This window comes from Salinivibrio sp. ML290 (assembly GCF_001995695.1).
GTDB classification, from domain to species: domain Bacteria; phylum Pseudomonadota; class Gammaproteobacteria; order Enterobacterales; family Vibrionaceae; genus Salinivibrio; species Salinivibrio siamensis.
Window position 1 is genome coordinate 291,726 of sequence record NZ_MUEY01000001.1, and the last position, 17,460, is coordinate 309,185.

Sequence of the window (17,460 nt, forward strand, 5' to 3'; positions counted from 1 at the left end):
ACACAGTGTTGGCGGGATGCTGTATTGTTGCGAACCATGACGTCAATCGACGCGGATTAGCCCTAATGATACCCATAAAACAGCAGGCATTGGCAATAGTTATTCAACGCCATCCTTGATATCTTTCGCGACTGGAAGACAACGAGCACTATAAAACCTTGAGAGGTCACTATGCATGATGCCAGCAATTGGGTATCCCTGATGCGAGATCAAGCAACTTTTACAGATAAAATCAATCAGTTGCTGGAAACGCTGGCGATTGATTGTACCCAGTTAACGCTTGATCACGTTGCGATCCGTACCAATGATAGCGTGTTAACACAATCGCTTGCCGGCCATCTAAGCGAACAGGGGCAATTAATATCACAGGCGATGGTCAACCAGCGGCCGATCCATATTTATCAGCTTAATACCCCATTACACTTTGGTGCCTGGCAAACTGATTTAGTGGAATTGCCGTTTCCTCACCACAAAACCTATCCTTTTCAAAGCTGGGAACATATGGAGTTTGTGGTCCCTTGCCGCCATGCCACCCTATCAGGGCTTGAAGACGCGTTACACGCGCAGTTTCCAGGCTTACTCGCGCGCGCAGCAAAGCTGAGCGAGATAACGGTTAAACACAGTGAGCCACAGGTTGCGGGAGAGCGGTTGGCCAATCCAACCATCGCGTTTAAGCAAAATGGTGTTTGCGTGAAGTTTCATCCTTACTCACTCGCGCAAATTATTGCTAGCGAAGCCAGTGCTTGAGCACTGGCTCAACCAATGTTGTCGGTTTACAAGATCACGGTTTTATTGCCATGGACAAATACCCGGTCTTCGACAACACATTCAATTGCTTGACTTAGCACACTTTTTTCCACGTCGCGGCCTGCTTTGGCCATATCTTGTGCGCTAAAGCTGTGATCAACATGAATCACGTCTTGGCCAATAATCGGCCCTTCGTCCAAGTCATTGGTGACAAAGTGGGCGGTGGCACCAATGATTTTGACCCCACGCTCAAACGCTTGATGGTATGGACGGGCACCGATAAATGCGGGCAAAAAGCTGTGATGAATATTGATGATGCGATGCGGATATTGGGCAACAAAGTCAGGCGTCAGAACCCGCATGTATTTCGCGAGAATGATGTAGTCAGGCTGATGGGGTTGAATCGCTTTGAGCATGGCTTGCTCGTGCTCTTCTCGGCTTAGGCCCTCATGGCTGACATAATGAAAAGGGATATCAAAGCGCTCAGTCAGATGTTGTAGTTTGTCGTAGTTACCGACTACCGCTGCGATATCAATCTCGAGCGAGCCATCATAGGCTTTCATTAAAATATCGCCGAGGCAGTGGGATTCTTTGGTGACCATGATGACGACGCGTTTGCGGCGCGAGCTAATCAGCTGGCGCTGGCTGCCAGGTGGTAGCGCATGGTCAAGGTCGAGAAGCAGGGTGTGATCGTTAAAAATCCCCTCCAGCTCAGTGCGCATATAAAACTGCCCAGTGACATTATCGACATACTCTCGGTTGTGAATAATGTTGAGCTGATGTTTATAGCAAATGTTGGTGATGGTCGCGATGAGCCCTTGGGCGTCAGGACAGTCCGTGAGAAGTGTTTTTCGTTCCATGTTGGTCGTGTACTGCTGATGACTAAACCCTCGGTTGTACCCTGTCTCAGCCGCAAGGTCAAAGTGATTTTACGATGCGTCAGCGGTTTCTCTGGGGAGTGGTTTCATCCCGAAGAGGGGTTTGGCATAATGGCGGCTTTCCCCCTGTGTATTTATACAATGATCCGTAAGGTTTTCTCAGACACCGGTGCGCTGGCCAAAGCGATTGATGGTTTTGTGCCTCGCCAGCCGCAAACAGATATGGCGATTGCTGTTGATGCGGCAATTCGTGACCAAGGCCAGCTCGTGGTGGAAGCGGGCACAGGAACCGGGAAAACCTATGCCTATCTGGCGCCTGTTTTATTAAGTGGTAAAAAGGCCATCATCAGCACGGGCTCGAAAAATCTGCAAGAGCAGCTCTACCATCGAGACTTACCGCTGATGAAGTCAGCCTTGGGCTATACAGGAACCACCGCCTTATTGAAAGGCCGAGTCAATTACCTGTGCCCAGAGCGACTCGAGCGACAAATTAGTGAGTGCCACCGCCCCGACAGCGAGCCTGGGCAATTGAGTCAGCTGGTTAAAATTCGCGAGTGGTCGTCCTATACAGAGTCGGGTGATCTGAGTGAATGTGACGCACTGGCTGAAGACAGCCCCCTGATCCCTGTGGTGACGTCCACCAATGACAATTGCCTTGGTAAAGACTGTCCAAGCTATGAAGACTGTTATGTGGTCAAAGCGCGGCGTCGTGCGATGGATGCCGACGTGGTGGTGGTCAACCATCACCTATTTTTAGCGGATGTTGCCATCAAAGAAACGGGGTTTGGCGAGCTCATCCCAGAAGCAGACGTGATGGTGTTTGATGAGGCGCATCAGCTTCCGGACATTGCCAGTCAGTATTTTGGCCAATCTCTATCTAGCCGGCAGCTGCAAGATGTTGCCAAAGACATTCATATCGCCTATCGCACTGAGTTACGAGATACGCGTCAACTGGAAAAAGTTGCTGATCGCCTCTCGCAAGCTGCGATGGATATGCGCTTGGTGATGGGCGAGCCTGGATACCGAGGTAACTGGCGCGAATTACAGACGTCGCCCAGCGTAGAGAAAGAACTGGTACGGTTATCGGATGCGCTCGATCTTGCGCATGACGTGGTGAAACTATCACTCGGCCGCAGTCAATTGCTTGACGCTGCATTTGATCGCATCACTTTATTTAAAGCGCGGCTTGCACGCTTAAAAGATACCTCAATCACCGGGTACTCTTATTGGTACGAATGTACTCGTCACCACTTTAGCCTCAATATTACCCCCTTATCGGTGGCGGATCGTTTTCGTGAGCAAATGGCCGAACAGGGCGGCGCTTGGATTTTTACCTCCGCTACCTTGGCCGTTGAGGGCGACTTCGCGCATTTTAATCACCGTCTCGGGATTGACGCTAAGCAACAAATGACATTGGAAAGCCCCTTTGACTACCCCAATCAAGCGAGGCTTTGCGTGCCTCGTCATGTACCGGAAACCAATAGTTTTCGTCGTGCCAACAAACTTGCCGCATTATTGGGACCGGTGATTGAACGTAACCAAGGGCGTTGCTTTTTCCTGTGTACGTCACATCAAATGGTACGAGAGCTGTCAGCCTTGTTTCGTGAGCAGCTGTCATTGCCCGTCCTCATGCAAGGAGAGATGCCCAAGCAGCGCTTATTGGCAGAGTATTTGTCGTTGGGCAATGCGTTGCTGGTGGCGACGGGCGCCTTTTGGGAAGGCATTGATGTGCGTGGACAAGCGCTCAGTTGTGTGATCATCGATAAACTCCCGTTTGCTTCCCCCGATGATCCTTTATTAAAAGCACGAATAGAAGATTGTAAACTGCAAGGGGGCGATCCCTTTGCTCAGGTACAGATCCCCGAAGCGGTAATCACCCTAAAGCAAGGGGTGGGGCGTCTCATTCGGGATCAACAAGATTTTGGTGCACTGGTTATTTGTGACAACCGATTGGTGACCCGCGCATACGGCGCAACCTTTTTGCGCAGCTTGCCGGCGATCCCTCGCACGCGGGATTTACACCACATTGACGATTTTTTGTCGGGCAGTGACACCAACAGCAACACGATGCAATCGCATTTATTAGATCAACCGATAGAGGGTTAAATGACGCTACGAATATTGGCCGTAGATACGGCGACCGAAAACTGCTCTGTCGCACTGTGCTGTGATGATCAGATTATCACACGCAGCGAAATTGCACCGCGTGAGCATACCAACAAGATCCTACCCATGGTCGATGAGGTATTGGCAGAAGCGGGCCTAACATTGACGCAATTGGATGCACTCGCGTTTGGCCGCGGGCCGGGTAGTTTCACAGGCGTCCGTATTGGCATCGGAATTGCTCAAGGTCTAGCGTTTGGTGCAGATCTCCCAATGATTGGCGTTTCAACATTGGCAGCGATGGCAGCACAAAGCGGTCGCTTACATAATGCGACGCGCGTATTGACGGCGATTGATGCGCGTATGGGTGAACTCTATGTTGGCCAATATCTGCGGACTGACGCTGGCGTATGGCAGTGTGTCGGTGAAGAGAGGGTCGTCGCCCCGGACGCATTCACCCCTGAGTGCACCGAGGGGGTGTGGACATTGGCAGGAACCGGATGGGCAGCCTATCCTGATCTGGCAACACGCTTGTCATTGCAGACAGCGCCGTCAGAGGTGTTATACCCCCAAGCACAAGATATGCTGGAGATTGCTAAGCAGGCGTATCGTGCGGGAGACACAGTCGCTGCGGAGCTTGCTAGCCCCACGTATCTGCGGGATAAAGTCACTTGGAAAAAGTTACCCGGGCGCGAATAACCACCATGAGGCCGGCAGCATAGGACGTGAATATGGTATCGATTAACGGTGTATCCTCCCCACAGACAAACCGGCCTAACCATCCCCAGCGTGCGGGCAAAAAGCCGCAAACGACGCGCAAACAAACGCCCAGGACGACGCAAGTGGCTAAGGCGGTTCGCCAGCGTGTCGACCCCGCCGCGATTGCGCAAGCAGAACAGGCGAAACAAGCGTACGTGCAATATGATTTGCCGGATGGCCGCGGCCGTCAAGCGATGGCTTCCTACTTCGCGGTGTTAAATCAAGCCAGGCGAGAGGAACTGATCAACTTAGTAGGCGTCGATATCTATGTGTGATGTGGCGCGAAAGGAGCCTGATATGAAGTCTTACCTGTTAGTTTTATGCGGCATGTTACTACTGAGTGGCTGTACAAGTTTGCCTGAATCCCTAAAAGGCCGGATGGACCAGCCCGTGACCGAATACCCGGTGGTCGCGAAAATGACAGAGGCAAACCAAGGGGAAGAGGTGCGCCTTGGTGGCTTGATCGTTGGGGTGAATAACCGTGAACAGGACTCTGTGGTTGAAATAGTGGCGGTGCCAACGTCGACAGCAGGTCGGCCCGATATCGATGCCTCGTCGCTTGGGCGCTTCAAAGCGATTTTTAATGGCTTTATTGAACCGGCTGATTATGCCAAAGGCCGGCCGATAACGGTGTTGGGCGAGTTTCAGGGCCGTCAAGCGGGAAAAGTGGGGGATTATTCCTATGATTACCCCGTGCTTAGGGTAACAGGGCACCAGCTTTGGGATATTGAACAGCATGTGGTTGATGATGACAGACCTTATTGCTACGGCTTGTACTGCTCCCGAGTGCGCATTGGCGTCGGCACGGGACGGGTGCAAAGCGTGATTAGCTTACCTTATTAGCCCTTGTATGTGATTGTGATGATGACACCGCCATTGACGGAGGCTCTCGAGGCATTATTGGCGTCTGATCCGGCAGCACTCGGGTTATCGTCTGGCTTAACGCCGACCTCGATTCGACTTAATGATGTGACAGTGGCCGCGGCAAGACGCCCAGCAAACGGCTTAGCGCCAACATTGGTTTTTTTACATGGTTGGCAAGACAACCTGGCGAGTTTTGATTCACTGATCCCCATGCTGCCTCAAGATTACGGGTTACTTATGTTTGATTGGCCCGGGCACGGTTTGTCTGAGCACAAAACCGGGGATTATCACTACCCGTTTTTTGATTATCTAGACAGCTTGCATCAAGTGCTTCACCAAACACTTTGTTCGCAACCTGAGAAAAAGGGACCCGTCATATTGGTGGGGCACTCATTGGGAGGGTTAGTGGCTAGCTGTTACGCGGCCAGTTTTCCTGAGTCGATCGCGGGGGTTGTCTCGATAGAAGCGTTGGGGCCCATTGTTGAACCTGAACATAAAATCACCGAACGCATCGCGAAAAGTCTCAATCAGCGCTTAAATTCAGCGCAAAAACCCCCACGTCTCTTTGATTCTGCGATTAAGGCGCTACAATTGCGCGCATCCATTAATAAAGTCGCCTGTCAGTCACTGATGCCACTGGTAGCACGCGGGCTCGAGACATGCGGTCATGGTGTACGTTGGCGTCATGATCCTAAGCTTCGTGGTGAGCCACTGTATCGAATGGCGCCCGGCCATGGAGAGTCGATTATTCGAGCGATTGAATGCCCTGTGCTGGCGATTCGCGCGACAGATGGGTATCCTGCGCTGCGCTCTGCCGATGCCGCGCAACGAGCCACGTGGTTTAAGCAATTGACACTCATTGAGATCCCCGGGACACACCATTGTCACCTTCAGCAACCGCAACAAACTGTGTCGTTAATAACGGATTTTGTGACCAAAATTCAAACGCGCACTTAAAATGCTCGTGTAAAAATAATGTTAACGCTATGGTGGGCAGGTTAAACACCTGTTTGAATTATGCCTCGCGTCGATCGAAGCAGGCAATATAGCCTGCAAGTTAACACATAGGAGAAAGCCAGTGGAAAAGGTATGGCTTAATCGTTACCCGTCGGATGTGCCGGCGGAAATAGATCCAGATGCCCATCGCTCTCTGGTCGAGATGTTTGAACATTCTGTCCAGCAGTACGCGGATCAAACTGCCTTCATTAATATGGGGCAGGTCATGACATTTCGTAAACTGGAAGAGCGTAGCCGTGCGTTTGCAGCCTATCTACAAAACGAGCTGAAACTGAAAAAAGGCGATCGCGTTGCCATTATGATGCCGAACTTGCTGCAATACCCAATTGCCCTGTTTGGTATTTTACGAGCCGGTTGTGTCGCCGTGAACGTTAACCCGTTGTACACCCCTCGCGAGCTTGAGCACCAATTAACGGACGCCGGGGCAAAGGCGATTGTGATTGTGAGTAACTTTGCTCACACGTTAGAGAAAGTGGTCGACAATACGCCGGTGAAACACGTGGTATTGACCAGTTTGGGTGAACAGTTGCCACGAGCCAAAGGGACCCTGGTTAACTTTGTAGTCAAATACGTCAAAAAAATGGTGCCTAAGTATCATTTGCCGCACGCGACCTCGATGCGCCAAGCGCTGCGCCGTGGTCGACGTATGCAATATGTGAAGCCTTTTTTGAAAGGCGAGGATATTGCATTTTTACAATATACCGGTGGCACCACGGGGTTAGCGAAAGGCGCCGTACTCACGCATAGAAATATGTTAGCTAACGTCTATCAAGCCAAAGGGACGTATCAGCCGGTACTCAATGCAGGTGAGGAGTTAGTTGTCACTGCATTGCCGCTTTATCACGTATTTGCGCTCACGGTCAATTGCCTCTTGTTTATTGAAATGGGTGGACAAAATCTACTGATCACCAACCCACGCGATATTCCAGGTTTTGTTAAAGAGCTACAAAAGTATCCGTTTACGGCCATTACAGGCGTGAATACCCTGTTTAACGCGCTACTCCATAACGAAGATTTCCATGAGTTGGACTTTTCTAACCTGCGCTTGACCGTCGGTGGCGGTATGGCCGTGCAAAGGGCTGTCGCGGAAAATTGGAAAAAGCTGACTGGCAAGCATTTGCTCGAAGGATATGGGTTGACGGAGTGTTCGCCACTGGTTGCGGCCTATCCTTATGATTTACGTGACTACAACGGCTCCATTGGGTTGCCCGTGCCATCGACGGAGGTGCGCATCGTTGATGATCAGGGTGAAGATGTGGCGGACAACCAGCCGGGTGAGTTGTTAGTGCGTGGCCCGCAAGTGATGCAAGGGTATTGGAATCGTCCAGAGGCGACACGAGACAGTATCGACGAACAGGGTTGGTTAGCGACTGGCGATGTGGTGCAGTTCGATGATGATGGTTTCTTGCATATTGTCGATCGCAAAAAAGACATGATCCTCGTCTCTGGCTTTAATGTGTATCCTAATGAAGTGGAAGATGTCGTTGCGTTACATGACAAGGTGTTAGAAGTGGCCGCCATTGGCCAGCCAGATGAGAATTCTGGTGAAGTGGTTAAAATTTGTGTGGTCAAAAAAGATCCTTCGCTTACGCGAGATGATCTTGTGGCGCACTGTCGCAAACACCTCACTGGCTACAAGGTACCACGTGTCGTGGAATTTAGAGATGAACTGCCTAAAACCAATGTGGGTAAAATTCTGCGTCGAGAGTTACGCGATGAGCCGCAAGCCACTGAGCAAAAAGCGTCAGCTTAATGCGAACCGACCCAGAAAAGGGTAAACTGTCGATAACGAATCACGAAATGCCGGCCTCGCCGGCATTTTCTTTATGGGCTTTTTTGTGAACTATCAACAAATCACCACCGATCAACAGCTGGTCGATATCTGCGCACATTTCCGTGACCAAGCCGTTGTGATGCTTGATACCGAGTTTGTCCGTACGCGTACCTTTTATGCACAACTGGGGCTGGTCCAGATTTATGATGGCGAGCAACTGGTGCTGGTTGACCCGCTAGCCATTGATGATCTTTCTCCGTTATGGGCGCTGTTGACTGACACCCAGGTCACCAAGGTGTTACATGCGAGTAGCGAAGACTTAGAGGTTTTTCAGCACTACGCGGGCGTGTTGCCAACCCCCATGGTAGATACGCAAATCGTCGCCGCTTTTTTAGGTCATGGCGTCTCCGAGGGCTTTGCAAGCTTGGTAGAGCGTTATGTCGGCGTGAGCTTAGATAAAGGAGAGTCGCGCACTGATTGGTGTGCACGTCCCTTAACGGACAAGCAGAAACAGTATGCGGCCGCTGATGTGTATTACTTGCTACCGCTTTATCAAGCGCTGACTCAAGCGCTATCCGACACACCGTGGTATGACGCAATGGTAGAAGAGTGTGGCCTGTTGTGCCGCAAAAAGCAGTGGGTAAAGCCGGATGAAGCAGCTTATCTCGATATTAAATATGCGTGGCAGCTTAAACCTCAACAGTTAGCGGTATTGCAAGCCCTTGCCAAGTGGCGAGCTAAGGAAGCGCGCCGCCGGAATATGGCACTCAACTTTATCGTTAAAGAGCAAAACCTCTGGAAAATGGCGCGTTATGGTATTCGTACGGTTGAGCAAATGAACGAGCATGGGTTCGACAAATTTGAAGTTCGTTATCACGCGCAAACCTTGATCACGTTGGCCACGCAAGCGGATAAAACCCCGTTAGCCAAATGCCCGCCGGCCATCACACGCTTAGTCGATGAGCCTGGGTATAAGTCGGTGATTAAAGCGATTAAGGAGCAGGTGCAAGCCCAGGCAGATAAATCAGGCTTAGCGCCTGAGTTTATTGGATCTAAAAAGCAGCTTAATCAATTGATTACCTGGGTATGGCGAGAGGAGCGTCAAGAAGACAAACGTCCTGACTTAGCCTCGGGGTGGCGCTTTCGGTTAGTGGGTGAGACATTGCTGACGATGATCCCTAACGCCCCAGGGGCATAGTGATCATCTCACGCATAAACAAAAGCGGTGGCCTTGAGCCACCGCTTTCTGTATTAGCCCGTTGTGATTGAGATCTAGCTCTCTTTTCCCTCTTCGGGCAAGGTGACATTCAGCTCCAAGACGGATAGGTCATCATCGCCTTGCTCTAGGCTGACAGACACTTGGTCCGGTGCGATATCCACGTATTTGCGGATCACGTCTAAAATATCTTGCTTGAGCTGAGGCAAATAAGTCGGCGCTGGGCTATCTGCACTGCGACGCTCGGCAACAATAATTTGTAAACGCTCTTTGGCAATATTGGCCGACTTTTTCTTAGATGGGCGGAAGAATTCAAGCAGTGCCACATTAGCCTCCAAATAAGCGTTTTAGGAAACCTTTGCGCTCTTCCTCGATAAAGCGGAAGGGACGCTCTTCACCCAGCAGACGCGCAATGGCATCTTCATAGGCTTGGCCTGCATCAGATTCTTGGTCAAGTACCACTGGCTCGCCTTTGTTTGAGGCGTGCAACACAGACTGGCTCTCCGGGATGACCCCTAACAGTGGAATACGCAAGATATCTTCAACATCCTCAACACTGAGCATTTCACCGTTGGTCACACGTGCAGGATTATAGCGAGTGAGTAATAAGTGATGTTTTACCGGATCCTCGCCGTTTTCTGCGCGGCGTGACTTGGAGTCGAGAATACCAAGAATCCGATCAGAGTCGCGTACGGATGAAACTTCTGGATTGGTGGTCACAATCGCTTCGTCAGCAAAATACAGCGCCATTAATGCACCGGCTTCAATGCCCGCGGGCGAGTCGCAAATAATGTATTCAAAGCCAAGCTCATCCATGTCTTTTAGAACCCGCTCCACGCCGTCTTTGGTTAGCGCATCTTTATCGCGTGTTTGTGAGGCTGGCAGAATAAACAAATTGTCTACGCGTTTGTCTTTAATTAATGCTTGATGCAGATTGGCTTCGCCGTTAATGACATTGACAAAGTCATAGACGACCCGACGCTCACAGCCCATCACCAAATCCAGGTTACGTAGGCCAATATCAAAATCGACCACGGCGGTTTTTTTGCCTGTCATGGCCAACCCGGTCGCCAATGCCGCACTCGATGTTGTTTTACCAACACCGCCTTTACCGGAAGTAATTACAATAATTCGTGCCATTCCTCTTCCTTATTCTCTTATAGCGTGAGGGGGTCAATGTGTAAGCTTTCTTGATTAAGCGAGACCATGGAAGGTCGCTCTAAATGTTCTGATGGAATTTTATCGCTGAGCCAATAGCTTCCTGCTACTGACAATAATTCTGACTGAAGGTTCTGACAATAAATACGCGCTTGCTTTTGTCCACTTGCGCCGGCAATAGCTCGGCCACGCAAAACGCCATAGATATGAATACTGCCATCGGCTATCACTTCCGCGCCGGCACTGACATGATTGAGGATCACCAGATCGGCGTTTTTCGCATAGATTTGCTGACCTGAACGCACGGGGGCGGTGACCACTTTGGCAGGCGGCTGAATCGGATCGGCAACTCGGGATTGCTTGCTTGACTTGAGCACGGCTAGCTGCGCATTCAGCGCAAGCTCGCGTGTATCATTATGGGTGACGCCGGTCAATCCGACGAGAATCATGCCTGTGGCCTGTAAGCACTGCTTTAAGGCACCGATATCAGGACATTGTGATAGACGGCTAATGTCAGCGACAACAGGGGCGCCTTGAAAAAAGGCCGGTGCTTGGGTGACTTTCTCTGTCAAAACATTGGCAGCGGCAGCAAAATTATCGTCAACGAGGTGGAGGACGGAAAGGGTAAAGGTTGAGCCTTTCAACTCCGGTTGTTTGAGCATGTTATTCGATCCCGGTTTTGTCATTTAAACACGAGTCAGACGCGCATTATCAGACGTTGGATAGCATGGTATATTCACAGCGCCAATGCGGCAAGCAGGGTTTGCCGTTGATGCGGCATATCTCCCTTTAATGGTGTTTTTTTAACGTTTGAATGAGAAATGGCAGCAGAGACGCGTTTTGACACACTTTGCTGCAAAGCTTAACAAACCTTTACCCCGAGATGACAATTTATCGCCAGTAATATGGCATGCTCATGAGGACTTTTGAGATGTATTGCGCAATTTATCGTAGCAAAAAGAAAGAAGGCACCTATCTTTATCTTGCAGAGAAAGATAAATTTGATGATGTGCCTGAGGCATTAATGAATAGCTTTGGGCAACCCGAATTTGCCATGATGATCAACTTAGACAAGCGCGATAAACTGGCTGCTGTTGACATCAATAAGGTTAAACAAAGCCTGCAAAGTGATGGTTTTTTTGTGCAATTGCCCCCGCCACCTGATGCGGCATTGCAGGCCATTCGTAATAAAAACGAAAAACTGTAAAAGGAAGACTATGCGCAAAGGTATGATTTCAGCTTCTATCGCGGCGGCACTTTTGGTGAGCCCTGTGATGGCCAAGCCCGGATTCGAGCAGTATGTGACCACCTTAAAAGCCGAGGCACGAGAGGCGGGCATCAGTGATGCGTTACTTGAGCGTGCGTTTAAGGACGTTGAATACCACGAGCGTGCGGTCAGCTCCGATCGAAATCAACCTGAGCGACGCCTTACGCTGGATGAATATATTCCGCGTGCTGTGCCTGATTGGAAAGTCGCCCAAGCGAAAAAACTGTATCGTGAACATTACGACACGTTGAAAACCATCGGTGAGCAGTACCAAGTTCAGCCGCGTTTTATTGTGGCTTTATGGGGCGTAGAAAGTAATTTTGGCAAACTGCAGGGCAGTTATAATGTGATTGAAGCTCTATCAACATTAGCCTTTGATGGTCGTCGAGAGGCCTTTTTTCGTAAAGAGACTATGGCCGCACTGAAGATATTGCAGCAAGGGCACATTGCGCCAGAAGCGATGAAAGGCTCTTGGGCAGGGGCAATGGGCCAATGCCAGTTTATGCCAAGCTCGTTTATTAATTACGCGGTCGATGGCAATCAAGATGGTAAGAAAGACATTTGGCAAACAGAAGCCGATGTTTTTGCGTCTGCTGCGAATTACTTAAAAAAAGCCGGGTGGGATGATACTTATACATGGGGGCGGCAAGTACAGCTACCTGCAGGAATAGATCGTACTTTGCTTGGCACCGACAGTGATAAAGCACACTCATTGAGTGCCTGGCAGACGCGTGGTGTGCGCCGGTTGAATGGTCAGGCGCTACCTGCCGTCGATATCAACGCGTGGTTGATTCAGCCTGATGATGGTAAAGGCAGGGCTTATCTTGTTTATAATAATTATCAGAGTTTATTGAAATGGAATCGCTCGCATTACTTTGCGTTAGCGGTGAGCCATTTGGCAGACAGAATTAAATTTGGTTAAGGAATAAAAAAAGAGGCTGAGCGCCTCTTTTTTTTATGCGGGAATATGGACTTAGGCTTCTTGGCCTGGGATGAGGAAATCTTCCTGCTTAGCCGCACCGCTCTCAATCGCTTCGCGAATCACTTTCGGCATACGACCTTGGCCTGTCCAGGTTTTTTGTGAGCCATCTTCGCCCGTATATTGATATTTTGCTGGACGAGTCGCGCGTTTACCCAATGCTTTGCTCTTAGAAGCACCACCTAACAATGCCACGATTTCTTCTGGGTCAATACCGTCGGCTTCTAACATAGCACGGTATTTTTCTAACTTCTCTAAGCGCTCTTTTTCTTGCGCTTCAGCTTGGCGATCGATTTCTTTGCGCTCTTCAACAACCGTTTGTAATTTTTCTAAGGCTTCGTTCAGCTGCTCAGTAGACATCTCTTTTGCAACTGCGCGTAAGCTACGCAAATTGAGTAAGGCTTTCATTGCATCAGACATTATTGGTTCCTATTTGATTTATATGTTAATTGAAAGAATGATAGCAGTATAATTGAAATATACAATATGACCTATATTAATACGCCATATTGTTCATTAATTGCAAGTTAACCGCAAATTTGACTTTAATTCTATTGTCTTTTTTGAAACAGATGTCTAAAAAAATAGAAGATAAGACGCATTTTATTGGCATCGAGTAAGGTGGGGGTTAATCGACGTTTTTTCAACCATAAATAGTTGCGATAGTAAACACGTTGTGTAGAATGCACCACGCTTAACGTAGAGGTGCGTTGTTTATAAGTCGTGCGCAAGAGGGTGATACCGATGAGAGCGCATAAAAGGAAACAACGCCGAAGCCAATCAGGTCATCACACCGATTGAGCTGGGGCTGTTACCGAATAGGGGCAGCACTGCCATAGTACTTGGAAATACACTATGGAGCGCTACTGTATGTAGGAGGCAAGCTGTTTGCCGTGTGATACCACACCTTACCGTCTTCATTTCTGCAGTAGATCTCCAACCACCTGGTTGACACTGAGATCATGAACTTAACAGATTTTTCTTCATCCGCTTTATCACTGCTTCCCCCTTTATTGGCGCTAGGCCTCGCGATTGCCACACGACGGGTTTTATTGTCGTTGGGCATGGGAATCGTACTGGGTACTGTATTACTGACCGATTTTTCTTTCCTCTCTTCTGGACAGTACTTACTTGAGGTGATCACTGGACTATTTATTGCTGATGGAGGCTTAAATAGCTGGAATTTAAGTATTCTCGCGTTTCTTATTTTACTCGGTATGATCACTGCGCTCCTGTCTCTTTCTGGAGGCACACGCGCGTTCGCCAATTGGGCGCAAAGCCGGATCAAGAGTAAACGTGGGGCGAAACTGCTCGCCGCTTTTCTCGGCGTATTTATATTTGTCGATGATTATTTCAACAGCTTAGCGGTGGGCGCCGTTTCTCGCCCCGTGACAGATAGATTTCACGTCTCTCGAGCGAAACTGGCTTACATCCTTGACTCCACGGCAGCCCCTATGTGTGTGATCACGCCAGCATCAAGCTGGGGAGCCTATATCATTACCGTGATTGGCTCGATTTTAGTGGCGCATGGTGTAACGGATTACACGGCGCTAGGGGCATTTGTCACCATGATCCCGATGAACTTTTACGCCATTTTTGCCTTGCTATTAGTGTTTGCGGTGGTTTGGTTTCAACTGGATATTGGCCCGATGCGTCAGTTTGAATATCAGGCGAAAAAAGGCAGTCGATTGGGCGATGAAAGTGAAAACTGCGCTGATATCTGCGATGACTTAGGGATTGAAGAAAGTGATAAAGGCAGCGTGGCTGATTTGGTCGCCCCCATTATTATGCTAGTCGTGGCGACGGTGGGGGCGATGCTATATACCGGCGGGCAGGCCTTGGCCGCTGATGCACAATCCTTTTCTCTCCTCGGCGCGTTTGAAAATACCGATGTCGGCATGTCATTGCTGTGGGGGGGACTGGCGGGTTTAGCTGTGTCCTTAGTGATGACAGGTAAACAGGGTATTGCGGTATCAGATATTGCGAAAACCCTTTGGGTGGGCGCAAAGTCTATGTTTGGCGCGATCCTCATTCTGTTATTTGCTTGGTCAATTGGCCATATTATTGGTGACCTACAAACAGGCAAATATTTGTCGTCCTTGGTTGAGGGGAACTTACCGGCGCAACTCTTGCCTGTGGTGCTCTTCTTGTTGGCGGCAGTGATGGCCTTTGCAACAGGGACGTCGTGGGGGACGTTCGGTATTATGCTTCCTATCGCGGGCGATCTTGCCGCGGCGACAGACATTGCTCTGATGCTACCTATGCTCTCAGCAGTATTGGCGGGGGCGGTATTTGGCGATCATTGTTCACCAATTTCTGATACCACTATCTTGTCTTCAACAGGGGCACGATGTGGACATATTGACCACGTCGCCACCCAGCTCCCTTATGCTATTGGCGGGGCGCTTGTCTCAACCGTAGGCTTCATGGTGTTAGGCTTTACCGCGTCACTTCTTTGGTCCTTGATGGCGACCGTGTTTGCGTTCGTTGCACTATGTGCTGGGTTAATGTGGCTTAAAAAGCGACCGTGTAAATTGGTCGGTTAATTATCTAGCCTCGCCTCGGCGGGGCTTTTCTTTTTCTGCTAGTGCGGTAGCATGCCTGTTTATTTAATCCAGCTCGCCCACAACGGGCATTACGTGTAGAGACAGTTATGGCTCAGTTATACTTTTATTATTCGGCAATGAACGCGGGTAAGTCGACCACCTTGTTACAATCGGCCTTTAACTACCAAGAGCGCGGTATGCAGCCTCTACTCTTTACCGCCGCGATTGATAACCGCTATGGGGTCGGAAAAATTAGTTCGCGAATTGGCTTAGAAGCTGATGCCCACCTGTATGACAATCAGACGTCGCTATTCGAGCACGTTGCGACTATCTTGGCGCAAGAGAAAGTTGACTGTTTATTGATTGATGAGAGCCAATTTTTGACCAAACAGCAAGTCCTTGAGCTCACCGATGTGGTGGATAAGCTGCGGATCCCAGTATTGTGTTATGGATTAAGAACGGATTTTCGTGGTGAGCTGTTTGAAGGGTCGCAGTACTTGTTGGCGTGGGCTGATAAGCTCGTTGAACTGAAAACCGTGTGCCATTGTGGACGTAAAGCGAGTCGAGTTATTCGCCAAGATAGCGAGGGTAATGCCATTGCGGATGGTGATCAGGTGGTGATTGGGGGCAATGAACGTTATGTTTCTGTGTGTCGCCGCCACTACAAACAGATGCTTGGGTTACTCTAGACGGCATTGAGTTCGGTCAAACACAACAAAGGCGAGCGGTAAGCTCGCCTTTTCCATTTGGCCGACCGGATTCAGCGCTATTTAGCCGCTTCTTGATCGACTGGCACAATTTCACTGGCATGGTAGCCTTTTGGTCCTTCCTGAACCTCGTAGTTGACGGTTTGTCCCGCCTTTAATGTCTTATATCCGTCCATCTGGATGGTAGAATAGTGGGCAAACACATCGCCTTCTCCTTCTACCGGACAAATAAAGCCAAATCCTTTTGCATTGTTAAACCATTTTACTGTACCAGTTTCCATGCGACACATCCTTCTTGCATCAAACTTTGCATACCTGCGATAAACGCGTTCATTCCACCTCATCAATCCCGGCAGCGTGGCACCGTTGCCATCACTGATATGATTGAATAGAAGTGACATGGTTAGTTTACCTACCACATGTTTCACTTTAGTAGATACTTTTAGGCAGTCAAGTGTGGGGTATAACTTATAACAGTAATGTAATATCGAATCGAAAAAGTGTGAGGAAGTGGCAATTATTCATTCAACAACAGACATCTTAATTGCATAGTTTTTTAGATTTTACCCTGGATGTTTTCGCTATAAACCCGTGTGATTACAGTGATAGATGCGCTACTACAGGGCTGAACTATTACTTTTTATTCTAATAACTTGCTCTTTAGCCCTTAAGTGTTTGGATTGGCATGAGCGCTACTGGCATTACGTAAGGAGTCTGCCTGCTTAAAAATGATCATGGAGTGAATATTGTCGAATCGAGAGAGGCGTGTACCTATTTCTCACCTGTCGCGCTTGACGCGATCCACCCACACGTTATTTGCTAGCCGTACTGCCTTATTTTTTATGCATTTTGATGCAGTGAGCGATGACACGTTCGTGTCGCGCGCAGTGAACGAAATGCGGCGTCAGACACTATTACATAATGCAGTGCTTAACAATTGCTCAGGCAAACGGTGTTCGCAATGAAAAGGTTGCTGGAATACAATCTGTGGCTTAACTTTAAGTATAGGTGGACGGGAATCGTGGATGGCAGTAGTGCCCCGCCACATCACTTACCGAGACACCCTAACAATGCATTGAATGAGTTATGAGTAATTGGAACCAGTGGGGTTTGCCTGACGCAGAGGCCGAATCGTCAGAAAAAACCAAGTTGCAACCGCCATCAATGTACAAGGTGGTGCTAAATAATGATGACTATACTCCGATGGAGTTTGTTATCGATGTGCTCCAGACGTTTTTTGCCATGGATGTGGACAAAGCGACGCAAGTCATGCTGACGGTGCACTATGAAGGAAAAGCGGTCTGTGGCGTATTTACCGCCGAGGTCGCTGAAACGAAAGTGGCACAGGTAATGATGTATGCCAAAGAGCATGGCCATCCGCTACTGTGCACGATGGAGAAAGCTTAGCCGGCTCCATCACGCTTTAGCGCGGTTTTTGAGGGAGG

General features: G+C 49.3%; 19 protein-coding genes and 1 riboswitch. Of the genes, 13 read left to right on the top strand and 6 right to left on the bottom strand.

Annotated elements, in window-relative coordinates:
• Positions 1 to 201: 201 nt before the first annotated feature.
• On the top strand, positions 202 to 747 hold the full coding sequence (locus BZG23_RS01430) for a VOC family protein (protein ID WP_158011355.1): 546 nt from the start codon (positions 202 to 204) through the stop codon (positions 745 to 747).
• A 26-nt stretch (positions 748 to 773) separates the two neighbouring features.
• On the opposite strand, the gene purU is transcribed toward BZG23_RS01430, so the two are convergent.
• Positions 774 to 1,607 (bottom strand): formyltetrahydrofolate deformylase, encoded by an 834-nt coding sequence (gene purU, locus BZG23_RS01435; RefSeq protein WP_046073542.1) that lies wholly within the window; start codon positions 1,605 to 1,607, stop codon positions 774 to 776.
• Between the two features lie 159 nt (positions 1,608 to 1,766).
• Here purU and BZG23_RS01440 point away from each other — a divergent pair, with 159 nt between their 5' ends.
• The 7 genes from BZG23_RS01440 to rnd all read left to right on the top strand — a co-directional run bounded on the left by BZG23_RS01440 (position 1,767) and on the right by rnd (position 9,340).
• The gene (locus BZG23_RS01440) at positions 1,767 to 3,731 is read left to right on the top strand and encodes an ATP-dependent DNA helicase (RefSeq protein ID WP_077605926.1); all 1,965 of its coding nucleotides are present in this window, start codon (positions 1,767 to 1,769) and stop codon (positions 3,729 to 3,731) included.
• Positions 3,732 to 4,427 (top strand): tRNA (adenosine(37)-N6)-threonylcarbamoyltransferase complex dimerization subunit type 1 TsaB, encoded by a 696-nt coding sequence (gene tsaB, locus BZG23_RS01445; protein ID WP_077605927.1) that lies wholly within the window; start codon positions 3,732 to 3,734, stop codon positions 4,425 to 4,427. It abuts the gene before it with no gap.
• Positions 4,428 to 4,459: 32 nt separating this feature from the next.
• Positions 4,460 to 4,762 (top strand): hypothetical protein, encoded by a 303-nt coding sequence (locus BZG23_RS16885; RefSeq protein WP_077605928.1) that lies wholly within the window; start codon positions 4,460 to 4,462, stop codon positions 4,760 to 4,762.
• 22 nt (positions 4,763 to 4,784) lie between these two features.
• Positions 4,785 to 5,330 carry a Slp family lipoprotein gene (locus BZG23_RS01455; protein WP_046073538.1) on the top strand — a complete coding sequence of 182 codons (546 nt, stop codon included), beginning with the start codon at positions 4,785 to 4,787 and terminating at the stop codon, positions 5,328 to 5,330.
• Positions 5,331 to 5,348: 18 nt separating this feature from the next.
• Positions 5,349 to 6,308 (top strand): alpha/beta fold hydrolase, encoded by a 960-nt coding sequence (locus tag BZG23_RS01460; RefSeq protein ID WP_241837165.1) that lies wholly within the window; start codon positions 5,349 to 5,351, stop codon positions 6,306 to 6,308.
• A gap of 121 nt (positions 6,309 to 6,429) precedes the next feature.
• Entirely contained in the window at positions 6,430 to 8,121 is a 1,692-nt protein-coding gene (gene fadD, locus BZG23_RS01465; protein ID WP_077579211.1) for a long-chain-fatty-acid--CoA ligase FadD, read from the top strand.
• 85 nt (positions 8,122 to 8,206) lie between these two features.
• The gene (gene rnd / locus BZG23_RS01470; RefSeq protein ID WP_046073844.1) at positions 8,207 to 9,340 is read left to right on the top strand and encodes a ribonuclease D; all 1,134 of its coding nucleotides are present in this window, start codon (positions 8,207 to 8,209) and stop codon (positions 9,338 to 9,340) included.
• A gap of 74 nt (positions 9,341 to 9,414) precedes the next feature.
• Here the strand turns inward: rnd and minE are convergent, their stop codons facing one another.
• The 3 genes from minE to minC are packed head-to-tail and all read right to left on the bottom strand — an operon-like array spanning position 9,415 to position 11,178.
• Positions 9,415 to 9,684 (bottom strand): cell division topological specificity factor MinE, encoded by a 270-nt coding sequence (gene minE / locus BZG23_RS01475; RefSeq protein ID WP_046073536.1) that lies wholly within the window; start codon positions 9,682 to 9,684, stop codon positions 9,415 to 9,417.
• A 1-nt stretch (position 9,685) separates the two neighbouring features.
• Entirely contained in the window at positions 9,686 to 10,498 is an 813-nt protein-coding gene (gene minD, locus BZG23_RS01480) for a septum site-determining protein MinD (RefSeq protein ID WP_046073535.1), read from the bottom strand.
• 17 nt (positions 10,499 to 10,515) lie between these two features.
• Positions 10,516 to 11,178, bottom strand: coding sequence for a septum site-determining protein MinC (gene minC / locus BZG23_RS01485; RefSeq protein ID WP_077579212.1), 663 nt, complete (start codon positions 11,176 to 11,178; stop codon positions 10,516 to 10,518).
• A 269-nt stretch (positions 11,179 to 11,447) separates the two neighbouring features.
• Between minC and BZG23_RS01490 the strand changes: the two genes are divergently transcribed.
• Both BZG23_RS01490 and BZG23_RS01495 read left to right on the top strand, forming a co-directional pair.
• Complete coding sequence (locus BZG23_RS01490; RefSeq protein WP_069361431.1) at positions 11,448 to 11,723, top strand: YcgL domain-containing protein; 276 nt, start codon at positions 11,448 to 11,450, stop codon at positions 11,721 to 11,723.
• 10 nt (positions 11,724 to 11,733) lie between these two features.
• The gene (locus BZG23_RS01495) at positions 11,734 to 12,705 is read left to right on the top strand and encodes a lytic murein transglycosylase (protein WP_046073532.1); all 972 of its coding nucleotides are present in this window, start codon (positions 11,734 to 11,736) and stop codon (positions 12,703 to 12,705) included.
• 51 nt (positions 12,706 to 12,756) lie between these two features.
• Here the strand turns inward: BZG23_RS01495 and BZG23_RS01500 are convergent, their stop codons facing one another.
• Positions 12,757 to 13,182: an H-NS family histone-like protein gene (locus BZG23_RS01500; RefSeq protein ID WP_077605930.1), complete on the bottom strand. Its 426-nt coding sequence runs from the start codon at positions 13,180 to 13,182 to the stop codon at positions 12,757 to 12,759.
• A gap of 272 nt (positions 13,183 to 13,454) precedes the next feature.
• Positions 13,455 to 13,636, top strand: a riboswitch (Lysine riboswitch).
• 88 nt (positions 13,637 to 13,724) lie between these two features.
• On the opposite strand from BZG23_RS01500, the gene BZG23_RS01505 reads away from it, so the two are divergent.
• Together BZG23_RS01505 and BZG23_RS01510 are read left to right on the top strand one after the other, a co-directional pair.
• Positions 13,725 to 15,308, top strand: a complete 1,584-nt coding sequence (locus BZG23_RS01505; RefSeq protein ID WP_046073530.1) for a Na+/H+ antiporter NhaC family protein — start codon at positions 13,725 to 13,727, stop codon at positions 15,306 to 15,308.
• A gap of 107 nt (positions 15,309 to 15,415) precedes the next feature.
• Positions 15,416 to 15,997 carry a thymidine kinase gene (locus tag BZG23_RS01510; protein WP_046073529.1) on the top strand — a complete coding sequence of 194 codons (582 nt, stop codon included), beginning with the start codon at positions 15,416 to 15,418 and terminating at the stop codon, positions 15,995 to 15,997.
• 77 nt (positions 15,998 to 16,074) lie between these two features.
• On the opposite strand, the gene cspD is transcribed toward BZG23_RS01510, so the two are convergent.
• Entirely contained in the window at positions 16,075 to 16,296 is a 222-nt protein-coding gene (gene cspD / locus BZG23_RS01515) for a cold shock domain-containing protein CspD (protein WP_046073528.1), read from the bottom strand.
• A gap of 805 nt (positions 16,297 to 17,101) precedes the next feature.
• Between cspD and clpS the strand changes: the two genes are divergently transcribed.
• On the top strand, positions 17,102 to 17,422 hold the full coding sequence (clpS, locus tag BZG23_RS01520) for an ATP-dependent Clp protease adapter ClpS (protein ID WP_046073527.1): 321 nt from the start codon (positions 17,102 to 17,104) through the stop codon (positions 17,420 to 17,422).
• The last annotated feature ends 38 nt before the right edge of the window (positions 17,423 to 17,460 follow it).